23 protein-coding genes are annotated in these 24902 nt (G+C 58.0%); 7 read left to right on the top strand and 16 right to left on the bottom strand.

Annotated elements, in window-relative coordinates; genetic code table 11:
• Positions 1-7 precede the first annotated feature (7 nt).
• On the bottom strand, positions 8-1471 hold the full coding sequence (gene bepA, locus ACTU3N_RS11455; protein WP_443086258.1) for a beta-barrel assembly-enhancing protease: 1464 nt from the start codon (positions 1469-1471) through the stop codon (positions 8-10).
• A 224-nt stretch (positions 1472-1695) separates the two neighbouring features.
• Between bepA and ACTU3N_RS11460 the strand changes: the two genes are divergently transcribed.
• The gene (locus ACTU3N_RS11460; RefSeq protein WP_443086259.1) at positions 1696-2760 is read left to right on the top strand and encodes an AI-2E family transporter; all 1065 of its coding nucleotides are present in this window, start codon (positions 1696-1698) and stop codon (positions 2758-2760) included.
• On the opposite strand, the gene ACTU3N_RS11465 is transcribed toward ACTU3N_RS11460, so the two are convergent.
• The 13 genes from ACTU3N_RS11465 to ACTU3N_RS11525 all read right to left on the bottom strand — a co-directional run bounded on the left by ACTU3N_RS11465 (position 2761) and on the right by ACTU3N_RS11525 (position 16864).
• Complete coding sequence (locus ACTU3N_RS11465; RefSeq protein ID WP_443086260.1) at positions 2761-4725, bottom strand: sigma 54-interacting transcriptional regulator; 1965 nt, start codon at positions 4723-4725, stop codon at positions 2761-2763.
• Between the two features lie 131 nt (positions 4726-4856).
• Positions 4857-5261 carry a formate hydrogenlyase maturation HycH family protein gene (locus tag ACTU3N_RS11470; protein ID WP_443086261.1) on the bottom strand — a complete coding sequence of 135 codons (405 nt, stop codon included), beginning with the start codon at positions 5259-5261 and terminating at the stop codon, positions 4857-4859.
• Complete coding sequence (locus ACTU3N_RS11475) at positions 5254-6018, bottom strand: NADH-quinone oxidoreductase subunit B family protein (RefSeq protein WP_443086262.1); 765 nt, start codon at positions 6016-6018, stop codon at positions 5254-5256. The genes ACTU3N_RS11470 and ACTU3N_RS11475 overlap by 8 nt, the downstream gene beginning before the upstream one ends.
• Positions 6015-6563, bottom strand: coding sequence for a hydrogenase 4 subunit H (gene hyfH / locus ACTU3N_RS11480; protein WP_443086263.1), 549 nt, complete (start codon positions 6561-6563; stop codon positions 6015-6017). The genes ACTU3N_RS11475 and hyfH overlap by 4 nt, the downstream gene beginning before the upstream one ends.
• A gap of 10 nt (positions 6564-6573) precedes the next feature.
• On the bottom strand, positions 6574-8286 hold the full coding sequence (locus ACTU3N_RS11485) for a hydrogenase large subunit (protein ID WP_443086264.1): 1713 nt from the start codon (positions 8284-8286) through the stop codon (positions 6574-6576).
• 2 nt (positions 8287-8288) lie between these two features.
• Positions 8289-9863 carry a hydrogenase 4 subunit F gene (locus ACTU3N_RS11490; protein ID WP_443086265.1) on the bottom strand — a complete coding sequence of 525 codons (1575 nt, stop codon included), beginning with the start codon at positions 9861-9863 and terminating at the stop codon, positions 8289-8291.
• A 4-nt stretch (positions 9864-9867) separates the two neighbouring features.
• The gene (hyfE, locus tag ACTU3N_RS11495) at positions 9868-10518 is read right to left on the bottom strand and encodes a hydrogenase 4 membrane subunit (RefSeq protein ID WP_443086266.1); all 651 of its coding nucleotides are present in this window, start codon (positions 10516-10518) and stop codon (positions 9868-9870) included.
• A 9-nt stretch (positions 10519-10527) separates the two neighbouring features.
• Complete coding sequence (locus ACTU3N_RS11500) at positions 10528-11967, bottom strand: hydrogenase 4 subunit D (RefSeq protein WP_443086267.1); 1440 nt, start codon at positions 11965-11967, stop codon at positions 10528-10530.
• Positions 11968-11979: 12 nt separating this feature from the next.
• On the bottom strand, positions 11980-12921 hold the full coding sequence (locus ACTU3N_RS11505) for a respiratory chain complex I subunit 1 family protein (protein ID WP_443086268.1): 942 nt from the start codon (positions 12919-12921) through the stop codon (positions 11980-11982).
• Between the two features lie 11 nt (positions 12922-12932).
• Positions 12933-14954, bottom strand: coding sequence for a hydrogenase 4 subunit B (gene hyfB / locus ACTU3N_RS11510; protein WP_443086269.1), 2022 nt, complete (start codon positions 14952-14954; stop codon positions 12933-12935).
• Positions 14954-15559 (bottom strand): 4Fe-4S dicluster domain-containing protein, encoded by a 606-nt coding sequence (locus ACTU3N_RS11515; protein ID WP_443086270.1) that lies wholly within the window; start codon positions 15557-15559, stop codon positions 14954-14956. Before ACTU3N_RS11515 ends, hyfB begins: the two co-directional genes overlap by 1 nt.
• Before the next feature lie 262 nt (positions 15560-15821).
• On the bottom strand, positions 15822-16292 hold the full coding sequence (bcp, locus tag ACTU3N_RS11520; protein ID WP_443086271.1) for a thioredoxin-dependent thiol peroxidase: 471 nt from the start codon (positions 16290-16292) through the stop codon (positions 15822-15824).
• Complete coding sequence (locus ACTU3N_RS11525; RefSeq protein WP_443086272.1) at positions 16292-16864, bottom strand: glycine cleavage system transcriptional repressor; 573 nt, start codon at positions 16862-16864, stop codon at positions 16292-16294. Before ACTU3N_RS11525 ends, bcp begins: the two co-directional genes overlap by 1 nt.
• Before the next feature lie 145 nt (positions 16865-17009).
• Here ACTU3N_RS11525 and dapA point away from each other — a divergent pair, with 145 nt between their 5' ends.
• The 6 genes from dapA (at position 17010) to ypfH (ending at position 23527) form a co-directional block, all read left to right on the top strand.
• Positions 17010-17888, top strand: coding sequence for a 4-hydroxy-tetrahydrodipicolinate synthase (gene dapA, locus ACTU3N_RS11530; RefSeq protein ID WP_443086273.1), 879 nt, complete (start codon positions 17010-17012; stop codon positions 17886-17888).
• Between the two features lie 16 nt (positions 17889-17904).
• The gene (gene bamC / locus ACTU3N_RS11535) at positions 17905-18939 is read left to right on the top strand and encodes an outer membrane protein assembly factor BamC (protein WP_443086274.1); all 1035 of its coding nucleotides are present in this window, start codon (positions 17905-17907) and stop codon (positions 18937-18939) included.
• Positions 18940-19035: 96 nt separating this feature from the next.
• On the top strand, positions 19036-19749 hold the full coding sequence (purC, locus tag ACTU3N_RS11540; protein WP_443086275.1) for a phosphoribosylaminoimidazolesuccinocarboxamide synthase: 714 nt from the start codon (positions 19036-19038) through the stop codon (positions 19747-19749).
• Between the two features lie 120 nt (positions 19750-19869).
• Positions 19870-20736 carry a KPN_02809 family neutral zinc metallopeptidase gene (ypfJ, locus tag ACTU3N_RS11545; RefSeq protein ID WP_443086276.1) on the top strand — a complete coding sequence of 289 codons (867 nt, stop codon included), beginning with the start codon at positions 19870-19872 and terminating at the stop codon, positions 20734-20736.
• 8 nt (positions 20737-20744) lie between these two features.
• Complete coding sequence (locus ACTU3N_RS11550) at positions 20745-22751, top strand: tRNA(Met) cytidine acetyltransferase TmcA (RefSeq protein ID WP_443086277.1); 2007 nt, start codon at positions 20745-20747, stop codon at positions 22749-22751.
• Between the two features lie 77 nt (positions 22752-22828).
• Complete coding sequence (gene ypfH, locus ACTU3N_RS11555; protein ID WP_443086278.1) at positions 22829-23527, top strand: esterase; 699 nt, start codon at positions 22829-22831, stop codon at positions 23525-23527.
• Positions 23528-23557: 30 nt separating this feature from the next.
• Here the strand turns inward: ypfH and ACTU3N_RS11560 are convergent, their stop codons facing one another.
• Positions 23558-23758 carry a YpfN family protein gene (locus ACTU3N_RS11560; RefSeq protein ID WP_443086279.1) on the bottom strand — a complete coding sequence of 67 codons (201 nt, stop codon included), beginning with the start codon at positions 23756-23758 and terminating at the stop codon, positions 23558-23560.
• Positions 23759-23774: 16 nt separating this feature from the next.
• Positions 23775-24902 carry a succinyl-diaminopimelate desuccinylase gene (gene dapE / locus ACTU3N_RS11565; RefSeq protein WP_443086280.1) on the bottom strand — a complete coding sequence of 376 codons (1128 nt, stop codon included), beginning with the start codon at positions 24900-24902 and terminating at the stop codon, positions 23775-23777.

Consider the following 24902-nt stretch of genomic DNA (forward strand, 5'->3'; position numbering starts at 1 on the left):
CTCCTTATTACATCTTTTCGTACGGGCGGAAACGCTGCTGCATCTGGCGCAGCTGATCAATGCGTGCATCATAACGCGCCTGTTGCAGGCTGCCGAGTTTTGCCTGCGAACTGGCGCTGCTTAAAAGCGTGATGGCCTGATCCAGCCTGCCGACCAGCGCCTGGCCTTCGGCTCGCGCCGCCAGCTCCTGATCGCGGTTGCCAAGCGCCGCTTCGGCCTGCGCCAGCAGTTCCCAGCCGTTGATATCGTCTTTATTATTGAAGGTATAGCGATTGAGGATGCGTTCCGCTTGCGCAGGCTGACCGCCTTCAAGATAGGCATTGGCGAGGTTGAGCTGTAACACCGGGTTCGTTTTCAGCTCGGACGCCGCGTTCAGGCGCTTAATGGCCGCCGCGCTTTTTTGCTGGCCCAAATCGATATCCGTTGCCAGGTCAAGGAACCAGTCGTTGTTCGGCGCGCTGCTTAAAAGCGGTTGCAGCGCTTTTTCTGCCTCGGCGTAATTTTTCGCCTCCATTGCCAGCAACGCACGACCATACTGCGCCGCGCGCTGCTCGCGCACGTTGCCTTTTGACCAGCTATCGAGCTGATCGGTGGTGAGCTGGTTGCGCCCGGAATTGTACATACCCAGCGCTCGGGCTTTGGCCATGTAAAACGCCTCGGAGGATTGCGACACCACCGGGCGCATCTGGCTGGCGCGGTTACGGGCATCCGCCAGGCGGCTTTCCGGCAGGGGGTGAGTCAGCAAGATCTCCGGCGGGCGGCTGGAGTAACGCGACTGGTCGAGCAATTTCTCAAGGAATGTCGGCATCGCCTGCGGGTCAAAACCGGCGCGCTGCAACACCTGGATACCAATACGATCGGCTTCCTGCTCGTTCTGCTGGGTGAAACTTATCATCCCCTGGCGCGTGCCTGCCAGCGTACCTGTCAGGGCCGCCATCCCCGCCTGCGGGTTAGCCATCGCCAGCAGTATGGAACCCAGCGCCCCGGCCCAGGTGAGCGGCGCGCTGCGTTTCTGATCTTCCATCGCCCGCGCCAGGTGGCGCTGGGTGACGTGCGAAATTTCGTGCGCCATCACCGAAGCCAGCTGGCTTTCGTTATCCGCATAGCGAAACAGCGCCGAGTGCAGCACCACGTTGCCGCCAAAAAAAGCGAACGCGTTGATTTCGTCGTTATTGACCAGATAGAAGTGGAAAGGGGTTTTCACCGAGTCCGCATGCTCAACCAGCCGCATACCGAGCGAGTTAATGTACTTAACCAGCAGCGGATCGTTGATAAGCGGCGCACTGCCGCGCAGCTGGCGCACATAATAGTCGCCCATTTGCATCTCCTGGCCGATGGAGAGCGTGCTGCCCGCAGAGGTGCCCATATCGGGAAGGCTATCTGCCGGGTTGGCCAGCGCCGGGCTAACCGGGCCGAGAACCAGCGCGCTAATCAACGTGGCGGCCAGTGTTCGTTTCAACTGCCTGAACATAACTTCTATCCTGTATCCGGGAATCACACTATAGACATAAAATCTGCGGCCTGGTTCCTGTTTCCCCGCCCTGCGAGTGTAGCCGCCTTACGGGATGAAGAAAATCCTGGTTTACGGATAATTATGTTTCGTGAAAAGGGTACGAAAAACGAAGTCTTTTTTTTGACATTTCGCTACAATTCCCCCTCTTCATTCCCGCCAAAGAGATGGATAAAAGGAACACTATGCTCGAAATGTTAATGCAGTGGTATCGCCGACGCTTTAGCGACCCGGAGGCGATTGCGCTGCTGGTCATTCTGCTCGCGGGATTTTGTATTCTCTTCTTTTTTAGCGGCTTGCTGGCACCCTTGCTGGTCGCGCTGGTGATTGCGTACCTGCTTGAATGGCCGACGGCGCGGTTGCAGCGGGTGGGCTGTTCGCGCAACTGGGCGGCCAGCATCGTGCTGGTGCTGTTTGTCGGTTTACTGCTGGTGATGGCCTTTGTGGTAATGCCTATTGCCTGGCAGCAGGGGATCTATCTCATCCGGGATATGCCCGGCATGCTCAATAAGCTCTCTGATTTTGCCGCCACGCTGCCGCGCCGTTACCCGGCGCTGATGGATGCAGGCATTATTGATGCGATGGCGGAAAATATGCGCTCGCGCATGCTGTCGATGGGGGACTCGGTGGTGAAGTACTCCCTCGCCTCGCTGGTCGGACTGCTGACGCTGGCGGTTTATCTGGTGCTGGTTCCGCTGATGGTTTTCTTCCTGGTGAAAGATAAAGAGCAGATGCTCAACGCTGTGCGGCGCGTGCTGCCGCGTAATCGCGGGCTGGCAGGCCAGGTCTGGAACGAGATGAACCAGCAAATCACCAACTATATTCGCGGCAAGGTGCTGGAGATGATTGTGGTCGGCGTCGCCACGTGGATTGGTTTTTTGCTGTTCGGCCTGAACTACTCCTTGTTGCTGGCGGTGCTGGTGGGCGTTTCGGTCTTGATCCCCTATATCGGCGCTTTTGTGGTGACGATTCCGGTGGTTGGCGTAGCGCTGTTCCAGTTTGGCCTCGGCACCGAGTTCTGGAGTTGCTTTGCGGTGTATTTAATCATTCAGGCGCTTGATGGCAACCTGCTGGTGCCGGTGCTGTTTTCCGAAGCGGTCAACCTGCATCCGCTGGTGATCATTCTTTCGGTGATTATTTTTGGCGGGCTATGGGGCTTCTGGGGCGTGTTCTTTGCCATCCCGCTGGCAACACTTGTGAAAGCGGTGATCCACGCCTGGCCTGATTCACCGCCGGTCGCCGAAGAGTAATTACAGCACTTCGCGCACTGCGATGCCGAGGCGCTGCATCCGGGAGAGCAGCGTGGTGCGCTTCATCCCCAGTTTCACCGCCGCGCCGCGCGGCCCGGCGACGATGCCGTTGGTTTCCCGCAGTACCTGAATAATCAGCTCGCGCTCCTGCTCGTCGTTTTCCGGCGGCTGAGGGTGGATTATCTCCGCCACCTTCGGCAGCGTAAAAGAGAAACGGTCATGGGCGACCGGCTGCACCATGCCGGATGGCTGCACGTTGGCAGGCGGGTTATCAAGACGCAGCGCCAGCGTGTTATCCCTTGCGAGCAGCACCGCGCGTTCGATGACATTCTCCAGCTCCCGCACATTTCCCGGCCACTCGTAGCGCATCAGCTGGCGCAGCGTCTCGTCGGGAATGGTGTCGATGGTGCGGTTAAGGCGGCGCGCCAGTTTTTGCGTGAAATAACGCGCCAGCAGCGGAATATCCTCCGGGCGCTCGCGCAGCGGGGGCAATACCAGCGGGAAAACATTCAGGCGGTAAAAGAGATCGTTACGAAACTCCCGGTCAATCACCATCTGGTGTAAATCCCGGTTGGTGGCGGCTATGACCCGCACATTCACCGCAATGGTTTTTGTGCCGCCAATGCGTTCAATCTCGCGCTCCTGCAACACCCGCAGCAGCTTCGGCTGTAGCTCAAGGGGCATGTCGCCGATTTCATCCAGAAAGAGCGTGCCTTCATCGGCCATTTCAAAGCGCCCGCGATGGGTGTTAATGGCTCCGGTAAACGCGCCCTTGTCGTGGCCGAATAGCTCGCTTTCCAGCAAGCTGGTGGGAATGGCGGCGCAGTTAATTTTGACCAGCGGTTTATCTTTGCGCCCGCTCATCTGGTGCAGCGCGCGGGCGATTATCTCTTTGCCGGTGCCGGTTTCACCGAGGATCAGCACCGTGCTGTCGCTGAGCGCCACGATTTTCGCCTGCTGAAGCACTTCGCGCATCGCCTCGCTCTGGTAAATAATCTCGCTGGCGATAGGGTTGGCGTAAATCTGTTCATTTAATCGGCTGTTTTCACTGCGCAAGTTCTCTTTCAGTTCATGCATATTGCGCAGTGCATCAGCATTACCAACGGCAATCGCAATCCGGTCGGCGATTTGCTGTAAAAGTTGGCAATGTTGCGCCGTAAACGGTGTGCTGTCCCGGTGCGCAAGCAGCAGCGCCCCGGCGCTATGGTGATTAAACGCCAGCGGCAAAACAAATGCGGCACCCAGCCCCAGCGCGGTAAGCGGCTGGAGCAGCGGGTCATCCTGCCACAGGGTTGCATGCATCGATTGTGTCAGCAGCGTGCCGCCCGGTGCGTTAAGCACCGTCTGTAACAGCGTGCTCTCAGCGCTAAGCTCACATTTTTCTGCCACCGCCGGGCTGGCTGGAAAGCGGGTCGAGTGGCAGATTAACCTGCCTGATTGCAGCGTATCGCGCAGCACGATGCGTACATTATCGATAGCAAAAAAGCGGTGTATTTCCCGTGACACATCGTCAATCAGCCGGTCGGGGTCCAGGTGAGAGAGCACTGCGTTGGTGATGTCCACCAGCACCTGATGATGGTCGCGCTCTTCGCGTAATGCCTGCATCGCTACGCTAAGTTGTTCGTGGGAGAGGCGCTCCTGTAGCCCCTGGCTGGCGAGGCGGGCAAGCCAGGCAAACAGGGCGCTTTCTTTATCGCTAAAGGTGCCGTTATCGGTGCGCACAAATCGCAGCTGCGCGACGTCGCTGCCATTGAGCAGCACCACATGCAACGCGCTGTCGCTAATGTTGCCGGTGTATTCCTGCGTGTCGTACTCTTCGCTGCCATCCTCAAAGTAGCGCCAGAAGTCGCTATTATTAAGACGTAACTCGATAAACTGAATCGGGCTGAAGGGTGGCGGCAGGGGGATAAATGCGCGAAGTAAAGAAGCCTGTTCGCTTCGTTCCAGCAGCTGCCGTAATATCATGAAGAGGTTATCCTTGCAGAATCTGTGAGTCATCCCTCAAACTGTGTGCAAACTGTACAATAACCCTTCTCTTCGTAATGTTACAGGCCTCACGTATCGTCACAGGAATAGCAATTCGTCCAGTTGATGCATCAGCGCAGCAGACGCACCATCAAATAGAGCGCGGGTTCCTGTGCCATCGCGTTAAGATGATGCAATAACTGGCGACTCCAGCTACGCCAGGGTTCTGCCGACGTCTTTGCCAGTTTTGCAAACGCGGGAGCCAGCGTATTGATATGTGAAGCATCAATGACAATCTCTGTGAATGTCAAAAGGCCCTGCATTTTGCGCTGCGCCTCGCCCGGCTCCAGCAGCGCCAGCCACTGTTGATACTCCTCAAGCGGGCATTCCAGCGCAACATTCAGGCAGTCAATCACGCCGACATGGTGACCAATCGCCAGCGAGTAATAGACAACCTGACGGCTATTTTCTGCAAGCTCGACGCTGTCATCAACAAACTTTTGCCCCAGCATCCAGAACATCACCTTTTCACCCATGGGCACGCTCCACCTCGGCCAGCAGTTGCTGCACGATAGCGCTAAGCCGCGGGTCGTCTTCGCGTTGCAGCCACGCGCTCACCCGGCCTGGCGCAAGCGCGGGATCGCCTGCGGTGATAAGCGTAAACAGCCGGTCGGCGATTTCACGCCCCTGGCGATAGCCCGCGAGCTGGCGCGCCAGGCGCTCAACCGTGACGCGCAGGGCCAGCGGGATGGCGGGCCAGGTCACCTGCGCGGCGTCTTCAGGCGCTTGCTGATAATCAACACCATGCAGTTTTTGTTTTAACAGGCCGAGCGCGACAGCAAAACCATACAACGTTGCCGCCGGGGTTGGCGGGCAGCCGGGGATCCACACATCGACCGGCACAATGGTGTCGCTGCCGCCCCAGACGCAGTAAAGATCGTGGAAGATGCCGCCGCCGACTCCGCACGCGCCGTAAGAGACAGCAATTTTATGATCCGGCGCGGCGTCCCATGCCCGCAGAGCAGGCATGCGCATCGCACGCGTTACCGCGCCGGTGAAGAGCAAAATATCCGCATGGCGCGGCGAGGCGACGACTTTGATACCGAAACGCTCCGCATCAAAAAGCGGGGTAATGGCGGCAAAAATCTCTATTTCGCAGCCGTTACAGCCGCCGCAATCCACGCGATAAACATAAGCCGAGCGCTGGATATCACGCAGCAGCGCCTGTTTTAGCTTTTGCGCCTGCGCATCCTGTGGAACAGGCTGGCTGATGTGTTGAGTAAGCCCGCTCATAGCTGCTTCTCCAGAAAGTAGTGAATATTGAGGCTGTCGTGATGCTCCAGCGCCTCGCGCCGCCTGCAAGCCGGGCAGAGGCTAAGCTGTGCGTGCAGCATATCGGCAAGTTGCGGGGCTTGCTGGCTGTGGATCAAAAGCGCTGCCGCCAGCGCGACGGATTTTTCCGGCGCAAAAGGCAGGCCGCAATGGCGGCAGTGCTGCAGGCGAAAAGTGGCGCGAACATACAGATCGCTTTTTTGCGTGACGGCCAGCTCAAACTCCTGCGTCAGATAAATCGCCCGCGTCGGGCACACCTCTTCGCAGCGCCCGCAGTAAATACAGCGCCCCAGAAAAAGCTGCCAGGTGCGGCTGTTCTCTTCCGGGTGTGTTTCCATGGTCAGCGCGTTAGCCGGGCAGGCGCAGGTACAGGCACCGCAGGCGATGCACTGCTCTGGCTCCAGCTGCGGTTTGCCGCGAAAGCCAGCACAGACGGCGAGTGGCGCAAAAGGGTATTTCACCGTCGGCTCGCCTGCCCGCAGAAGGGTTTTCAGCAATTTCAGCATCGTTTCTTCCTTATTTCAGCGGCGAATGGCGACCTTCCATCGCGTAGCGCTCTATTTCTTTATAAGGCACGGTCGTGGATTTACGTTTGCGCACATCCACCAGCGTCACACGGTCGGTACAGGAGTAGCAGGGATCGAGGCTGCCGATTATCAGCGGCGCATCGGAAACCGTATTGCCGCGCAGCATATAGCGCAGCACCGGCCAGTTGGCATAAGTCGCCGCGCGACAGCGCCAGCGATAAAGCTTCTGGTTATCGCCGAGCATGCTCCAGTGCACATCTTCCCCGCGCGGCGCTTCCACATAACCGAGGGCAAACTTATGCGGCTGGTAGCTGAAACCTTCGGTTAAAAGCGGCGTGTCGGGCAGGGTATCGAGCGCATACTCAATCATCGCCAGCGCATCGAACACCTCTTTCACCCGCACCATCAGCCGCGAGTAAACATCGCCCGCTGACTGCGTGAAAAGCGTTTTGGGCAGGCGGGCGTAATCTGCATAAGGATGATCAAAGCGCAAATCCCGGGCAAAACCGCTGCCACGGATCATTGGCCCTACCGGGCTATAGTCCCGTGCTATCTGGCGGTCGAGGACGCCCACGCCCTGAGTACGCTGCGCCATATTGGGCGTGGAGAGCAACATATCCACCAGTTGCGCAACCTCCTGGCGCATTTCTCGCACCAGTTGAATTGTTTGAATGCGCTGCGTTTTTAAAATATCGCGCCGCACGCCGCCTGGCAGGTTCATGCCATAGGTTTTGCGTGAACCGGTGAGCAATTCCGCCATGGTCATCGATTTTTCCCGCACGCGGAAAAACTGCATAAAACCGGTGTCGAAACCCACAAAGTGGCTGGAGAGACCAATATTGAGCAGATGGCTGTGCAGGCGTTCCACCTCCAGCAGCACCGAGCGGATAGTGAGCGCTCGCGCCGGGACAGGAATGCCGAGGGCGTTTTCCACCGAAGAGGTGTACGCAACGCTGTGGGCGAAGCCGCAAATGCCGCAGACCCGGTCAGATAAAAAGGTCACTTCGGTGTAACCCATGCGGGTTTCCGCCAGCTTCTCCATGCCGCGATGCACATAAAACAAGCGATAATCGGCATCAATGATGCGCTCGCCATCCACAAACAGCCGGAAATGCCCCGGCTCGTCAGAGGTGATGTGCAGCGGGCCTATCGGCACGATACGCGCGGCGTCACCGCCTTCATTAATAAAGGTGTAGTTTTCCTCATCGCGCGTGGGCGCCGGGCGCAGGCGGTAATCCATCGTATCTTTACGCAGCGGGTGCAAATCGTCCGGCCAGTCATCCGGCAGTACCAGTCGTCGCCTGTCCGGCAGACCCACCGGGATAAGCCCGTACATATCGCGGATCTCGCGCTCGCCCCACACCGCCGCAGGCACGCGCGGCGTCACCGAGGGGAACTCGCGCGTTTGCGCATCCACCAGCGCTTTGACCACAATCCAGCACTTCTCCGCCCCCTCTATCGACAGGGCGTAATAGACCGCGTAGTGACCGTTTAATGAACGCTCGTCATTACCAAACAGCACTGGCAGCCAGCCCTCGTGCTGGTAATAGAGGTAATGCACAATCTCCGGCAACTGCGCGCATTTCACCGTAACTGTGACCTGGTTAAAGGTCTGGCGCTCTTCATCCAGCACCGCGCCGGGGAACTGCTGTTTTAGCGCGGCAAGGCAGGCATTTCCGCGCGGCTGAGATTCATCACTCACGATCACTCTCCCTTCACAGGCGACGAGGCTGCGGTGGTATCAAGCGTTGCCCACAGCCAGCTAAATTGGGTGGATGACTCATCGCTGCCGGAGAGCACGATGGCCGAGGCGTTAGCCAGTAAGTTGCTGACTGGCGCAGGAATATGGGTGCCCATCAGTAGCATCATCACCAGTAGAATCACCATTGGCGCGGTGGTCAGCCAGCTCAGCTCCCCACTTGCCACCTGCGGCGGCGGGGCGGCGAACAGCGCTCTGGCGACCATGCGTACCAGCCCGCCGAGTACCAGCGTCAGCAGCAGTAACAGCACCAGGGTAATGAACAGATGTTCTGCCGCAAGGCCTGCGGTGACGGTCATAAATTCGCTAAGGAAAATGTTAAACGGCGGCATTCCGCCGAGTGCCAGCGCGCCCGCGCCAAGCAGCACGGCGGTCAGCGGCATCACTTTTAGCATGCCGCATATCACATCCAGGTTGCGGGTGCCGTACTTCAACAGCACATTGCCGGAGCCGCAAAACAGCAGGGTTTTCGCCAGGCTATGGTTAAGCGTATGCAAAAGCGCGGCGAGAATTCCCAGCGGGCCGCCGATCCCCAGCGCCACCGCCACCAGCCCCATATTCTCCACGCTGGAGTAAGCCAGAAGGCGCTTCATATCTTGCTGCACCAGGATAAAGAACGCAGCGACCGCCACCGAGAGCATGCCGAAGATGAGCAGCAGCATGTTCGGGAAATGCTCGCCGATGGCGTGGCAAATAATGATGTAGTAGCGGATAAGCACCAGCAGGGCGCAGTTCAGCAGCACCGCCGACAGCAGGGCGCTCACCGGGCTTGGGGCTTCGCTGTGCGCGTCCGGCAGCCAGGCGTGCATGGGAAACAGCCCGGTCTTGGTACCAAAACCAATCAGCACAAACACAAACGCCAGCACCATCAGCGTCGGGTCCAGCATGCGCGCTTCTTTTAACACCTCCGTCCAGAAAATCGCATGGTCAGGCTGCGCCATAAAGCTGGCGGCGTTGGCGTACACCAGTACCGTGCCAAACAGGCCAAATGCCACGCCGACGGTACAGATAATGATGTATTTCCACGCGGCTTCCAGCGAGGAGCGCTGACCGTAAATGCCCACCAAAAAGGCAGAGCTTAGCGTGGTTGCTTCGATGGCTGCCCACATCACAATCAGGTTATTACTGGTTACCACCAGCAGCATGGTGAACAGAAACAGGTGGAAAAAACCGTAGTAATAACAGAGCGTCGCCACGCTTATCTCGCCATGTTCCACTTCGTGGCGCATATAGCCGATGGAGTACAGCCCGGTCAGAAACGCGATAATACCGAGCAGAGCAAGAAACAGACCGCTAAGGCTGTCGATATGCAACCAGCGTTGGGCGGCGAAGATCTCCTGTTCGTGCATGGCCTCATTGACCGTAAGCAGCGCGAGCAACAGCAGCAGCGTGATGCCTAAACAATGGACTATCGTTACGCCTTTTTCGGCATATGCCCCGCAAAAACGGCAGGCAAAGCACAGGGCGCAGATGACCAGCGGGGTTAACAGCAGCAGCGTGAACAACAAAGCGTGGCTCATCGTATTACCCCTTCAGCGCCGTCAGGTTATTCACATCCAGCGTGCCGTGCGTGCGCCAGATTTTTCTTGCCAGCAGCACCATCACAATCACGGCAAAAATCGCGTCGCTGGCAATCCCTATCTCAACCAGTTCCGGCGCGCGCCAGGCCAGCAGCGCCAGCACCAGGTGGGAGCCGTTTTCCATCAGGCAGTAGCCGAACACCTGGCGCAAAATATTGCGCTGGCTGACGATACACAGCAGACCCAACAGGAAATGACCGAGCGCCACGGCCAGCGCCGGTTTAAGCTGCGCGACCATCGGCAGCTGCACCGGGCGCACCACAAACCAGCACAGCAGCACGATACCGGAAGCCAGTAGCACCAGCGTGGCGGGGCCAAACAGCCCGCTGCTCTCGCCTTGCGGAACCATCTTGCGAAACGCAAAACCCATGATCAGCGGCACCAGCAGCACTTTGGTGAAAAACGCGCTGAGCGACCACCACAGCAGTTGCTGCGCCTGCAAAAGTTGCGACAGGGTGAAAAAAATCGACACCAGCACCAGCGATTGCAGCGCGTATAACCAGCAGGAGGCGGTGTAACGTCTGGCGCAAATCACCAGCAGTGAAGTAAACATCATCAACCCCGCCAGGTTGTTGACGAGCAGTGTTCCCGTCATAGCGACTCCTTATCCAAGCCAAAGCGCAGCAATGAGGCTGGAAGCCAGCGACATCACCACCAGAACCACCAGCACCACCTTCATGGCGTAAGGCAGCGGGGCGGCGGTAGCCACCTCTTCACTGGGCTCTCCCGGCACCACGCGCCCGAACCAGTAGATAAACCAGCCAAAACTGGCGACGGATTCCAGCAGCGCCAGCACCATCACCACAAACAACACCGGATGTATATTGGACAGGGCAAAACCCGCAGCGAAGAGGGGAAATTTACTGAAGAAACCGTTAAAGGGCGGTACGCCGGTGATAGCCAGCGCCGCCACGCAAAAACCGATACCCACCAGCGGCAGGGTGTGCATCACGCCATGCAGGCGCGGCAGCAAACGCGTGCCGCAGCTATAGCTCAGCGCGCCAGCCACCAGGAAGAACAGGCTCTTGGCAAACGCGTGGTTGAAGATATAAATAATCCCGGCTTTGAAGGCCAGCGGCGAGCCGAAGGTAGAGAGCGAGAGCGCAAGGAAAATCCACGCCAGCTGCGAAATGGTTGACCAGGCCAGCAGGCGCTTCATATCGTTTTGCGGCAGATACATTAAAAAACCGTAGATCATGGTCAGCATCGCCATCGTCACGCCCACCCAGCCGATTTCGTGTGGGACTGCGCCGCCTTCGGCAATCGCTCTGGCAAAAATGTAGACGCCCACTTTTACCATCGAGGCTGCGTGTAAGTACGCACTTACCGGTGTGGGCGCTTCCATCGCGTCCGGCAGCCAGGCCTGTAGCGGCAACTGGGCAGATTTCCCCCAGGCGGCGAACAGGATGCCGCCATAGACCAGATACACCGGCGCGCCTTCGAGCTGGCTGATAGCGGTGAGCGCAAAGGTGCCGGTATAGAGAAACAGCGTGGCAGCCGCCAGGTAAAGGCCCAGAGACGCGACATGGGTTATCAGCAAGGCTTTCATCGCCGCGCGCTGCGACTTTTCGCTCTGGTAGTAGCTAATCAGCGCCCACGAGCACCCGCCGGTGATTTCAAAAAAGAGCAGTTGCCCAAGCAGCGTGGAAGAGAGCACCAGGCCCGTCATGGCACCGATAAAAATCAGCAAAAAAGCGTAGTAGCGGTTGCTGCCCTCATGCGGATGCTCACGGTTAGCGCGCGTGAGATAGCCGGTGGAGTAATAGACCACCAGCAGGCCGAGGAACACCACCGCAAACAGGATAAGCAGGCCGATTTTGTCCAGCAGAAGACCAAACAGCGCCACATTACCCGCCGCCATCAGGGGCAGTTCAATGCTTTCATCCCCGCCGCCGTAAAAGCTTATCGCCAGCGACATCGCCGCGACCGTCGCCAGCAGCGCGAAGGCGGTGGCGAGTTGTGGCGCGCTTCGCCGGGGTGCCAGCGAGACGACCAGCGCGCCGACAAAAGGCAGCAGCAGCGTGCCCAGAGCTAAAGTTTCCATCGTTTTGTGTCCTTACAAACCGGTTAACCAGAGAACATATGACAGCGCAGCCAGACTAAAGCCGAGCCAGGTAAGGTGGTGCGTCAGTAAAAAACGCCCGCGTGCCAGCGCGTTTTCCGTTATCGAGGCAAGCGTAAACACCACCAGTAATTTCAAAAGCGTCAAGAACAGCGCCAGTATCAGCGCGCCAGGAGTGAGGCTTTCGGCATTACCGAACGGGAAAAACAGCGCAACAAACAGCGAAGCCATCACCACCTGTTTGAGCCCCACGCCCCATTTCACCAGCGCCAGCCCTGCGCCGGCATATTCGGTTAGCGGCCCTTCCTGCAACTCCTGCTCGGCTTCGGCCACATCGAAAGGGATTTTTCCCATCTCAATAAAACAGGTGAAACCGCAGGCTAAAAACGCCAGCAACGTCGCCACCGGCGAGAGCCAGCCGCTGGCAAGCGTGGCGCTGATGGTGCTGATATTGGTTGAACCCGCCAGCAGCGCCAGCACCAGCAACGAGAGGATCAGCATCGGTTCCACCAGAATGCCCAGCGTCAGCTCGCGGCTGGCGCCCAGCCCGGCGAAAGGACTGCCGGTATCCAGGCCAGAGAGGGCAAAAAAGAAGCGAAACAGCGCAAACAAATAGATAAGGGTGATGAGATCGCCCGCACCGGCAAAGGGCGATGCGCGCACAAACAGCGGCAGAGTCATCGCCACCAGCAACATGCTGCTTAACAACACCCAGGGCATCAGGCGAAACATCAGCCCGGAAGACGCGGGCGCGACGGACTGGCGCTTGAGCAGCTTTTGCAGGTCACGGTAATCCTGCAAGATGCCCGGCCCGCGCCGGGAGTGCATGCGCGCACGGATCTGGCGCGAAAGTCCGGTAAAAAGCGGCGTCAATGCCAGCAGCAGCACCGCCTGGCAAAGGGCGAACACCGCCTGCGACCACGATTGCAAAACCATCTCGTCTCTCCTTATAACGCGATGCACAGAAGCAGGGTAACCAGCGCGGCAATCACATACAGGCAGTAGAGGCGAAAATCGCCGCCTTGCAGTAACTGCACGACACGCGCGATGCGCCGGATAGCCTGAACCAGAGGTAGGATCAGCCGCTCGTCCCAGAAAGGTTCGCTGCGACGGGCAACGCGCGTGATGCCGCCGAGGCTCTGTTGCAACGGCGGTGCCGGGTCAAGGCGCTGGCGCAACTGATACAGCGGGCCAAACAGCACGCGCAGCGGCTGAGTGAAGCTACCCGCCGAGGGCGACATACCTTTCTCCCAGGCATAACCACAGGCCCAGGCATCACCCTGGCGGCGAAACGCGCCGCGCGTCTGGCGGTGGCAATACCACACCACGCCCGGCAGCAGCGGCAGGGCGAGCAGCAACAAAAAGAGAGTCGAGGGTGTGAGTACGGCCTGGTGCGCTTCGCCGGGCACGAGCGTGATGCCCTGGGCGACAGCAAGCGTTGCCGGCGGGGTAAGCGACAGCGCCACCTGTAACAGATGCGGCGCGATGACGCTTGCGCCAGCGCCAAACACAACACATAACAGCGCCAGCACCAGCATGGCGCAGACCATCGGCCAGGGAACTTCCCGCGCTTTATCCGCCTGTTCACTGCGCGCGTTGCCGCAAAAGCTGACGCCATAGACTTTGACAAAACACATCGCGGCCAGTGCGCCGGTGATTGCCAGCATCACGATAGCCAGCGGCCCGGCAAGCCTGACCACCATCGAATCGATTTGCGTCAGGCTAAACAGCGCCTGGTAGGTATACCACTCGCTGATAAACCCGTTGAGCGGCGGCAGGGCGGAAATGGCCAGGCAGCCGACAAGAAACGCGCCTGCCGTCCACGGCATACGTTTAGCCAGCGCGCCCATATGTTCCATATCCCGCGTATGCACGCGGGAGATAACGGCCCCCGCGCCCAGAAACAGCAGCCCTTTGAACAGCGCATGGTTTATCAGATGAAACAGCGCGCCCACCAGCCCGACGGCGGCTATCGAGGGCTGGTGCAGCGCAATGCCCGCCATGCCGACGCCCACGCCCATCAAAATGATGCCGATGTTCTCCACCGTGTGCCACGCCAGCAGCCGCTTGATATCATGCTCCGCCAGCGCATAGAGCACGCCGAGCACCGCAGACACCGCGCCAAAAGCCAGCACCACCACGCCCCACCACAGAGGAATACCGCTACCGGCCAGCAAGTCGAGGCCGACTTTCAGAATGCCGAAGATACCGATTTTCACCATCACGCCGGACATCAGCGCCGAGGCATGAGAGGGTGCGGCGGGGTGCGCGCGTGGCAGCCAGCTATGCAGCGGCAGCATCCCGGCTTTGGCACCAAAACCAATAAACGCCAGCAAAAACACCGCCGATGCGCGCCCGCTCTCAAGACTGAGCGCGCGAAAGCTGGCGAAATCCAGGCTGCCGCTCTGCCGCCAGAGCAAAAAGAAGGCAATCATAATCAGCACAGAACCGGCGTGGGCAATAAAGAAATAGAGCAGCCCGGCCTGGATGGACTCCCGGTCCTGGTCGGTAATGACGAGAAACCACGAGGCAAGCGACATCATCTCAAACAGCACGATAAACCAGAACGCGTTGTCCATCACCACCAGGCCCGCCATCGAGGCGATAAACAAGTTCATAAAAAAACCCATCGCGCCCGCGCCTTTGCCCAGGTATTCACGCACGTAGGCGAGCGAATAGAGACCGCACAGCGTCACCAGCAGGGAAATCACCAGCAGCATAAAGGCGCTTAAGCCATCAAGACGGACAATAAAATGCGCAAAATCGAAAGGCGTCAGCGTTTGCCAGACGTAGACTCTGGCGCTGCGCAGCGCAATCAGGGCGCTGGCGATACCCAGCGCGCCGCCGAGCATCGCGCTGACCCCCGCTGCTTTGATGGCGAGTGTTTCATGGCGCGCCAGCAGTAAGGATGCGAGCGCGCCAATGGCGTAGATGAGAATTGACCACATCAATAATTGCAGTGCATCCATTAGAGTTGCTCCGGCGGATTGGCAGGGAGAGTCAAATCTGCTGCGGTCAGCGCCCGTCGCGTTTTTAACTGTTGATTAAGCGAGGCTGGCGTAAGCAGATGCAGGGCGTTGGTCGGGCAGGCGCGCACGCAGGCGGGGCCTTGCGCCAGAAAGTGGCAAAGATCGCACTTCACCGCCACGGTCTGGATGCCCGCGTTCCAGCGCAGAAAAGGCGGGTCGGTTTGCGCACTGCCGGGCACATCGCGCAGCTGTTCTTCCGCCACCGCGTATTCATAGCTGGCCGGTGCATTTACCGGACGGCTTCCGGCGGGAGTGATTGCACCGAACGGGCAGACCAGGCCACAAAGCTTGCAGCCAATGCACAGGCTTTCGTTAAGATAAACCGCATCATCGCGCAGGGAGATAGCATTCACCGGACACACCTGTTTGCACGGCGCATCATCGCAGTGGCGGCACAGCACCGGCGCGGTTTTGCTTTTTGTGCGCACCAGTGTCAGCCGGGGATGCGGCACAAGACCCTGTGTTTTATGCACGTCCGAACAAGCGGCAAGGCAGGTGTTGCACCCTATACACCACTCGGGATCGGCCATCACAAAACGATTCATACTGGCTCCCTGTCAATGAAGGCAAAACGTTACGCCTGCATAAGCACAAGGTGTGCCAGATTTATAACTTATTGTTTTTGATGGGTTTGATGAATTTGTTCGTCAGAAAAAGACAAAAGTGATGGTGTGATAGGGTTAAAAATTAACCCATCGGCAGATGTGTCGGGCAGGGAGGGAAAAGTGTGACGAACGTCAAATTTTAGGCCGCAAAAAACATCGGGGCGTACCCTGCCGGGTCGCCCGCAGGACGAAACGTCAACGATCAGACGTTTTCTTTTAACCAGTTAATGACAATGTCGTGGTGATTACTGGTCTTAAAATCATCAAATACATGCATGATTTTGCCGTTTTCATCAATCAGGAAACTGATGCGGTGGATGCCGTCGTAGGTTTTACCCATAAAGGTTTTTTCACCCCAGACGCCAAATTGTTCGCTGACCTGATGGTTTTCATCCGACAGCAGCGTAAAGTTAAGCAGCTCTTTTTCGGCGAAACGAGAGAGTTTTTCCGGCTTATCGGTGCTGATACCCAGCACTTCAACGCCTGCTTTTTTTAACTCGTCCATGTTATCGCGCAGGCCGCAGGCCTGGACAGTACAGCCTGGTGTCATAGCTTTCGGGTAGAAATAGACCAGAACGCGCTGTCCCTGGAAGTCGGTCAAATTTACTTGTTCACCGTCTTGATCGGGCAAGCTAAATTTCGGTGCGATATCACCGGCTTTCAGTGGATTCATTAATTAACTCCATCCTGTTCATCATGCTGTGAATAATTGACGATATTTATACTGCCTTGCGCATTCAATTCTGTACATAGCACTTTGAATGCCTGGTCAATCGTTGATGCGTCCAGGGACGCAGGACTATGAGCGGTAATCTGAATAAAAAGCTGCGGTGTATCGTCCTGTTTTCCAGGCTGCGTGCGGGATACCAGTTCGGCAATATTCATCTCGTGTGCATCAAACAGCGCGGTAAAACGCTCTATCAAATGCGGTGAATCAGGTACTTCAACCTGCACCCATACGGTGGATGGCGTATCAGGACGCGGGCGGGCGGCGGTCCGTTTCATTACGATCAGCAAATCCAGCTCGGCGCCTTTGAGCGGCAAGGTGGATTCGATAAGCGTAATAGCATTCCACGACCCGGAAAGCAGCATAATAAACGTGAACTCTTCACCGAGCATTGCCAGTCGGCTGTCTTCAATATTACAGCCGCAACTGCTGACGTGACGCGTAATTGTGTTCACGATGCCTGGCCTGTCGGCCCCCAGCGCAGTGATAACCAAAAATTGTTGTGATGAGGTTGTCAAACCTGTGCTTCCTGTCAATCATGAGGTAATCATAAGGAAAGCATAAAAAAAACCGGCATACAACCGCCAGAGAGACTCAGCTCTCTTGCTTTTCTTACGGCACCGCACGTACCATTGAGAATCTTGTTTGCACAGAGGATGGCCCATGTTCACGGGAAGTATTGTCGCGCTTGTCACGCCGATGGATTCGCAAGGTAAAGTCTGCCGCTCAAGCCTGAAAAAACTGATTGATTATCATGTCGCCAATGGAACCTCGGCGATTGTGTCGGTAGGGACGACCGGCGAGTCCGCCACGCTCAGCCATGACGAACATGCTGAGGTGGTGATGATGACGGTTGAGCTGGCCGATGGCCGCATCCCTGTGATTGCCGGTACCGGGGCCAATGCTACCTCGGAGGCCATCAGCCTGACGCAGCGTTTCAACAACAGCGGCGTCGTGGGCTGCCTCACCGTAACGCCTTATTACAATCGCCCGACCCAGGAAGGGCTGTTCCAGCATTTTAAAGCCATTGCCGAGCATACTGACCTGCCGCAAATTCTGTATAATGTGCCTTCGCGCACCGGTTGCGATATGCTGCCCGAAACCGTGGGTCGCCTGGCGCAAGTGAAAAATATTGTCGCAATTAAAGAAGCCACAGGGAACTTAAGTCGCGTTCACCAGATCAAAGAGCTGGTTTCAGATGACTTTATCCTGCTCAGCGGCGACGATGCCACTGCGCTGGACTTTATGCAGCTTGGCGGCCACGGCGTTATTTCCGTGACCACGAACGTTGCAGCGCGTGACATGGCCGACATGTGCAAACTGGCAGCCGAAGGGCAGTTTGCCAGGGCGCGCGTAATCAACCAGCGTCTGATGCCGTTACACAACAAACTATTTGTCGAACCCAATCCCATCCCGGTTAAATGGGCATGCAAGGAGTTGGGGCTTGTAGCGACCGATACGCTGCGCCTGCCGATGACGCCTATCACCGACCACGGTCGTGATGTTGTTCGCAGTGCGCTTAAGCATGCCGGTTTGCTGTAAAGTTTAGGGAGATTTGATGGCTTACTCAGTACAGAAGTCGCGCCTGGCGAAGGTAGCGAGTGTTTCACTTGTGATGTTGCTCGCCGCCTGTAGTTCAGATTCACGTTACAAGCGTCAGGTTAGCGGAGACGAGTCCTATCTGGATGCCGCACCGCTTGCTGAACTTCATGCACCTGCCGGGCTGATTCTGCCGGTGGAAAACGGCGATTACAACATCCCTGTTACCCAGGGCAGCGGCGCGGTTGGCAAACAGCTTGATATTCGCCCACCGGCACAGCCGCTGGCGCTGGTGACCGGCGCACGCACCCAGTTTACCGGTGATACCGCGACGCTGATGGTGGAAAACGGGCGCAACAACGCGCTGTGGCCGCAGGTTGTCAGCGTGTTGCAGGCGAAGAATTACACTATCGACAAACGTGACGATGCCGCTCAGACCCTGACCACTGACTGGGTGGAATGGAACCGTCTGGACGAAGACGAGCAGTATCGCGGGCGTTATCAAATCTCCGTTAAACCGCAGGGCTATCAGCAGGCGGTGATGGTGAAACTGGTCAACCTTGAGCAGGCGGGCAAACCGGTGGCGGATGCCGCCTCATTGCAGCGTTACAGCGCCGAAATGCTGAACGTTATCTCCGCGGGTCTTGATAAAACCGCGACCGATGCGCAAAACGCCGCGCAGAATCGCAGCGTCACCACGCTTGATGTGCAAAGCGGCGCGGACGATACCGGTCTGCCGATGCTGGTGGTGCGCGGGCCGTTTAACGTAGTGTGGCAGCGCCTGCCGGGCGTGCTGGAGAAAGTCGGCATGAAAGTGACCGACAGCACCCGCTCTACCGGTAGCATGTCGGTGACCTATAAACCGCTGTCTGACAGCCGCTGGCAGGAGCTGGGCGCGCGCGATCCGGGTCTCGCTTCCGGCGATTACAAATTGCAGGTCGGTGATTTAGACAACCGCAGCAGCCTGCAATTTATCGACCCGAAAGGCCATACGCTGACACAGTCGCAGAACGACGCGCTGGTCGCCGCCTTCCAGGCCGCGTTTAACCAGTAAAATCAGGGCCGGATCTCTCCGGCCCTTTTTAATTTCCGTGACGCAAACGTGTGCGTCGGCATAGAATAGCGAAAAACATGAAATCTGGAGTGAAAGATGCAAAAGCAAGCTGAGTTGTATCGTGGCAAAGCAAAAACCGTATACAGTACGGAAAACCCGGACCTGTTGGTGCTTGAGTTCCGCAATGATACGTCAGCAGGGGATGGCGCACGCATTGAGCAGTTCGATCGTAAAGGCATGGTGAACAATAAATTTAACCATTTCATTATGACTAAACTGGAAGAAGCAGGCATCCCGACGCAGATGGAAGCGCTGCTTTCGGATACCGAATGCCTGGTCAAAAAGCTGGAGATGGTGCCGGTCGAGTGCGTTATCCGTAACCGCGCCGCAGGATCGCTGGTAAAACGCTTAGGGATCGAAGAGGGGATTGAACTCTCCCCGCCGCTGTTCGACCTGTTTTTGAAAAACGATGCGATGCACGACCCGATGGTCAACGATTCCTACTGCGAAACCTTCGGCTGGGTGAGCAAAGAGAACCTGGCGCGCATGAAGGAGCTGACTTACAAAGCTAACGACGTGCTGAAAAAACTGTTTGATGATGCGGGCCTGATCCTCGTGGATTTCAAACTGGAGTTCGGCCTGTACAAAGGCGAAGTGGTACTGGGCGACGAATTCTCCCCGGACGGCAGCCGCTTGTGGGACAAAGAAACGCTGGACAAAATGGACAAAGACCGTTTCCGCCAGAGTCTGGGCGGTGTGATTGAAGCCTATGAAGCGGTGGCGCATCGCCTGGGCGTTAAGCTGGACTGATCCTGCCTCTCTCCAGAGGGTGCCTGCATCCTCTGGATCTCGCCTCTTTCCCTGGAGTAGTTATTCCCCCGGCGCCTGAGCTAATATATAGAGTATTATTTTTAGCATATTGAGGTCGTTATGCGCTGGCAAGGGCGTCGAGAAAGTAACAATATTGAAGACCGACGCGATCAGTCGGGTGGTCCGTCAATGCGCGGGCCAGGGTTTCGCCTGCCGGGCGGCAAAGGCGGGTTAGTGCTGTTGTGTCTGGTGATGGTGGCAAGCTATTACGGCGTCGATTTAACCGGTCTGCTGACCGGCGAGCCTGTCAATGCGCCCGCACAACAGCAGCGCACCATTAGCCCGCAGGAAGATGAAGCCGCACGTTTTACCAGCGTAATCTTTGCTACAACGGAAGATACCTGGGGGCAAATTTTCGAAAAAAATGGCCAGCAGTATCCGCAGCCGAAACTGGTGATGTACCGCAACCGTACCAGCACCGGGTGCGGCACCGGGCAGTCAATTATGGGGCCGTTCTATTGCCCGGCCGACAACCGCGTCTATATCGATCTCTCCTTTTACGATGAAATGAAAAGCAAACTCGGCGCGGACGGTGATTTCGCCCAGGGCTATGTTATCGCCCACGAAGTGGGTCACCATGTGCAGAAACTGCTCGGCACTGAGGCAAAAGTCCGTCGTTTACAGCAAAACGCCACGCAAAAAGAGGCCAATGCGCTCTCCGTTCGCATGGAGCTTCAGGCCGACTGCTATGCGGGCGTCTGGGGGCACAGCATGCAGCAGCAGGGCGTGCTGGAGCCTGGCGATCTGGAAGAGGCGCTGAACGCCGCCCAGTCGATAGGCGACGACCGCTTGCAGCAGCGCGGCCAGGGCGTGGTCATCCCGGAAAGCTTTACCCACGGCACCTCCGCCCAGCGCTATAGCTGGTTTAAGCGCGGGATGGACAGCGGCGATCCGGCGCAGTGTGATACTTTCACCGGGCGGCTGTAACGCCTGATATGCATGCATTAACAGCGCAGATGGCGCGCGAAGGGATACGCCGCCTGCTGGTGATAAGCGGGCAGTCTGCGTGGTGCGAGGCGCAGGCAAACACCTTACGCGAGGCATTGCCTGGCGACTGGCTGTGGGTCGGCGAGCAGAGCGCGTGGCCGCTGCACTGCCAGCCGCGCGCGCTGGCAACCCTGCTTGGGCGTGAGTTTCACCATGCGGTTTTTGACGCGCGCGGCGGTTTCGACGCCGCCGCGTTTGCAGCACTTGGCGGGACGCTAAAAGCCGGGAGCTGGTTAGTACTGCTGGTGCCTGCGCTGTCCGCATGGCCGCGACAGCCCGACGCAGACAGCTGCCGCTGGAGCGATACGCCTGCGCCGGTTGCGACGCCGGTGTTTGTCCGCCACTTCTGCCGCACGCTGCTTTGCGATACGCACGCTGTGCTCTGGCGCGAAGGGCAGCCGCTCAACCTTCCTGATTTTCCCCCCCGACCCCTATGGCACCCGGCGAACGGCGCGCCGCAGCAAGAGCAGGCACGCATTCTTGATGAGCTTCAGACGATGCCGCCAGGCGTTATGGTCGTCACGGCGGCGCGCGGTCGCGGCAAGTCGGCGCTGGCGGGGATGCATATCGCTCGCCTGAACGAGACTGTCATGGTGAGCGCGCCGACGCGTGCGGCTACCGATGTGCTCGCGCAGTATGCCGGGCAGCGCTTTATATTCAGCGCCCCGGATGCGCTGTTGCAGCATATTGAGCGACACGGCCCGCAGCCAGGCTGGCTGATCGTTGATGAAGCAGCGGCCATTCCCGGCCCGCTGCTGCATGCGCTGAGCGCTGCCTTCAGCCATGTGCTGCTGACCACGACCGTGCAGGGCTACGAAGGAACGGGGCAGGGATTTTTACTGAAATTTTGCGCCGGTTTCCCGCATTTACGCCATCGCACGTTAAGCACGCCGCTGCGCTGGGCGGAAAACTGCCCGCTGGAGCGTTTTATCAGCACGCTTTTATTGTTTGATGATGCCGCACTGAGCGCGCCGCCGGACGGTGAGATAACCGTGCAGCCGCTGGCAGCAGACGCCTGGCGTGAAGAACCCGCGAAGCCCGCCGCGCTCTATCGGCTACTTTCGAGCGCGCACTACCGTACCTCTCCGCTTGATCTGCGCCGCATGATGGATGCGCCAGGCCAGCATTTCTGGCTGGCGCAGCAGGGTGAAACCGCTATCGCGGCGCTGTGGCTGGTGGAAGAGGGTGGATTATCACCAGCACTCAGCCAGGCTGTGTGGGCGGGGTATCGCCGCCCGCGCGGGAATCTGGTGGCGCAATCGCTGGCGGCCCACGGCGGAAGTCCGCTGGCGCCGACCTTGCGCGGGCTGCGTATCACGCGTATTGCTGTGCACCCGCACCTGCAGCGTAAAGGTCTGGGGAGCGAACTGATCGCCCACGCCTGCACGCAGGCAGAAGGTTTCGATTATCTCTCTGTCAGCTTTGGGTATACCCCGGTATTGTGGCGTTTCTGGCAACGTTGCGGCTTTGTGCTGGTGCGTCTTGGTAGCTACCGGGAGGCGAGCAGCGGCTGTTTCACCGCGATGGCGCTTTTGCCGCTCACCGACGCCGGGCACACGCTGGCGGCGCGTGAGCAGCGGCGTCTGGCGCGTGATTTGCCCTGGCTTGAGCCGTGGCGCGAAGAAAAGTTGCCGCTGCCTGCTATCCAGGCGACTACCCTTAATGATGACGACTGGCAGGAGCTGAGTGGTTTTGCTTTTGCCCATCGTCCGCTGACGGCAGCGACGGGCGCGCTGTGCCGCCTGCTGCTGCAAAGCTCCCTGCCGCTACCCGCGCTGCGCGGGCAGCTTACCGAGGGCGAAAGCGAGCAGGCTTTGTGCGCGCGGCTTACGCTTGCAGGGCGAAAAGCGTTGCTGGTCGTACAGCGCGCGGAAGCGGCGCAGGCGTTAGCGCAGTGTGATGCTCCGCGCGCTGCGGCGTTAAAAGAGCAGGTGCGAAAGCTGCAATTTTTTTAACTGTCTCATTCAACCAAATGGCATGGTCATTCCTGCTCCCCGGCGTACACTGCACGTAATAAATGAAGGAGACCGCGATGAAACATGACCATTTTGTTGTGCAAAGCCCGCAAGCGCCGGCGAAACAATTGCTGCTGCTGTTTCATGGCGTGGGCGATAACCCGGTCTCGATGGGTGAGCCAGGACGTTGGTTTGCGCCGCAATTTCCCGATGCGTTGATTGTGAGCGTTGGCGGCGCACAGGCCTGCGGCCCGGCACCGGCGCGCCAGTGGTTTTCGGTCGCGGGCGTGACGGAAGAGAATCGCCAGCAGCGCGTGGATGCCATCATGCCGGTGTTTATCGACACCGTCCGTTACTGGCAGAAAGAGAGCGGATTAGGCCCACAGGCCACAGCGCTTATTGGTTTTTCTCAGGGGGCGATTATGGCGCTGGAGAGCATCAAAGCGCAGCCGGACCTGGCCTCCAGAGTGATTGCGTTTAATGGCCGCTACGCCAGCCTGCCGCAGCAGGCCACCACGGCCAACACCATCCACCTGATCCACGGTGGCGACGATCCGGTTATCGAGCTTGCCTGGGCGGTTGCCGCACAGGAGGCGCTGCAGAGCCTCGGTGGAGACGTCACTTTAGATATCGTGGAGGGTTTGGGCCACGCTATTGATGAGCGCAGCATGAACATTGCGCTGAACCATTTGCGCTTTACCGTACCCAAGCACTATTTCGATGAGCCGTTAAGCGGCGGGACGCCGAAAGACGATGATATTATCGAGCTGTTGTAGGATGTTCACCCCCGGCCGGGGGTGAAACGCTTACTTCTTCGGCTGGTCTTTATTCGGCCAGTCGTCGTCATCATCCCACTTGTCGTTAAAATCACGATGCGGCGGTAGTTCCGGCTTGTTCGCAAGAAACTTTTTATGATCGACGCGTTTAAGGTCTTTTATTACATTCAGCAGTACACCGAGTAAAAACACCAGTACCAGAATCCACCAGTATTTAGCCAGCCATTCCATGCAATCCTCCAGGCCCTCAGGCGATAAGTTGTTCCATAATACGTTGGTACATACGGGCCAGAAGCTGCAAATCGGCCGCGTTCACGCATTCGTTGATTTTATGAATCGTGGCGTTTACCGGCCCGAGTTCAACCACTTGTGCGCCCATCCGCGCGATAAAACGGCCATCGGACGTGCCGCCGGTCGTTAACAGCTGCGGTTTTATCTCATTATAGTGCTCAATAGCATTCACCACCGCATCCACCAGCTTACCGCGCCCGGTCAAAAACGGTTGCCCGGACAGCCACCAGTCGATGGTATAGCGCAGCTGGTGTTTCTCCAGCAGGGCGATGACCTGCGCCTTGATCATCTCATCCGTCAGCTCCGTGCTGAAGCGAAAATTGAACTGCACAAACAGATCGCCAGGAATAACGTTATTGCTGCCGGTGCCGGCTTTAATATTCGCAATCTGCATACTGGTCGGCGGGAAGTAATCGTTGCCGCGATCCCACTCAATACCCACCAGCTCGGTGAGCATAGGCGCTGCGCGATGCACCGGGTTATCCGCCAGGTGCGGGTAAGCGACATGGCCCTGCACGCCGTGAATGGTCAGGTTACAGGTCAGGGAGCCGCGACGGCCATTTTTGACCACATCACCCACCACTTCCGTGCTGGACGGTTCGCCCACCAGGCAGTAATCCAGCCGTTCCTTACGCGCCATCAGCGCTTCGACCACTTTTACCGTACCGTTGGTGGCGCTGGCCTCTTCATCAGAGGTGATAAGAAATGCCAGTCGGCCCCTATGCTGCGGATGCTGGGCGACAAAACGCTCGGCGGCGACCACCATTGCGGCCAACGAACCTTTCATGTCTGCCGCGCCACGGCCAAACAGCATGCCGTCGCGGATGGTCGGTTCAAAGGGTGGGTTGATCCAGCGGTCGGCATCGCCCGCGGGAACCACATCGGTATGACCGGCGAAGGCCAGCGTTTCGCCCTGACCGCGCCATGCCCAGAAGTTTTGCGTGTCGCCAAAATCCATCGGCTCAATGGTAAAACCGATAGCACGCAGGCGCTCAATCAATAGCGCCTGACATCCTGCATCATCGGGGCTGAGAGAAGGGCGACGAATAAGCTGTTGCGTCAGCTCAATAACCGGGCACGACAT

It is taken from the genome of Vagococcus sp. WN89Y, from assembly GCF_052220145.1.
Taxonomy (GTDB): domain Bacteria; phylum Pseudomonadota; class Gammaproteobacteria; order Enterobacterales; family Enterobacteriaceae; genus Kosakonia.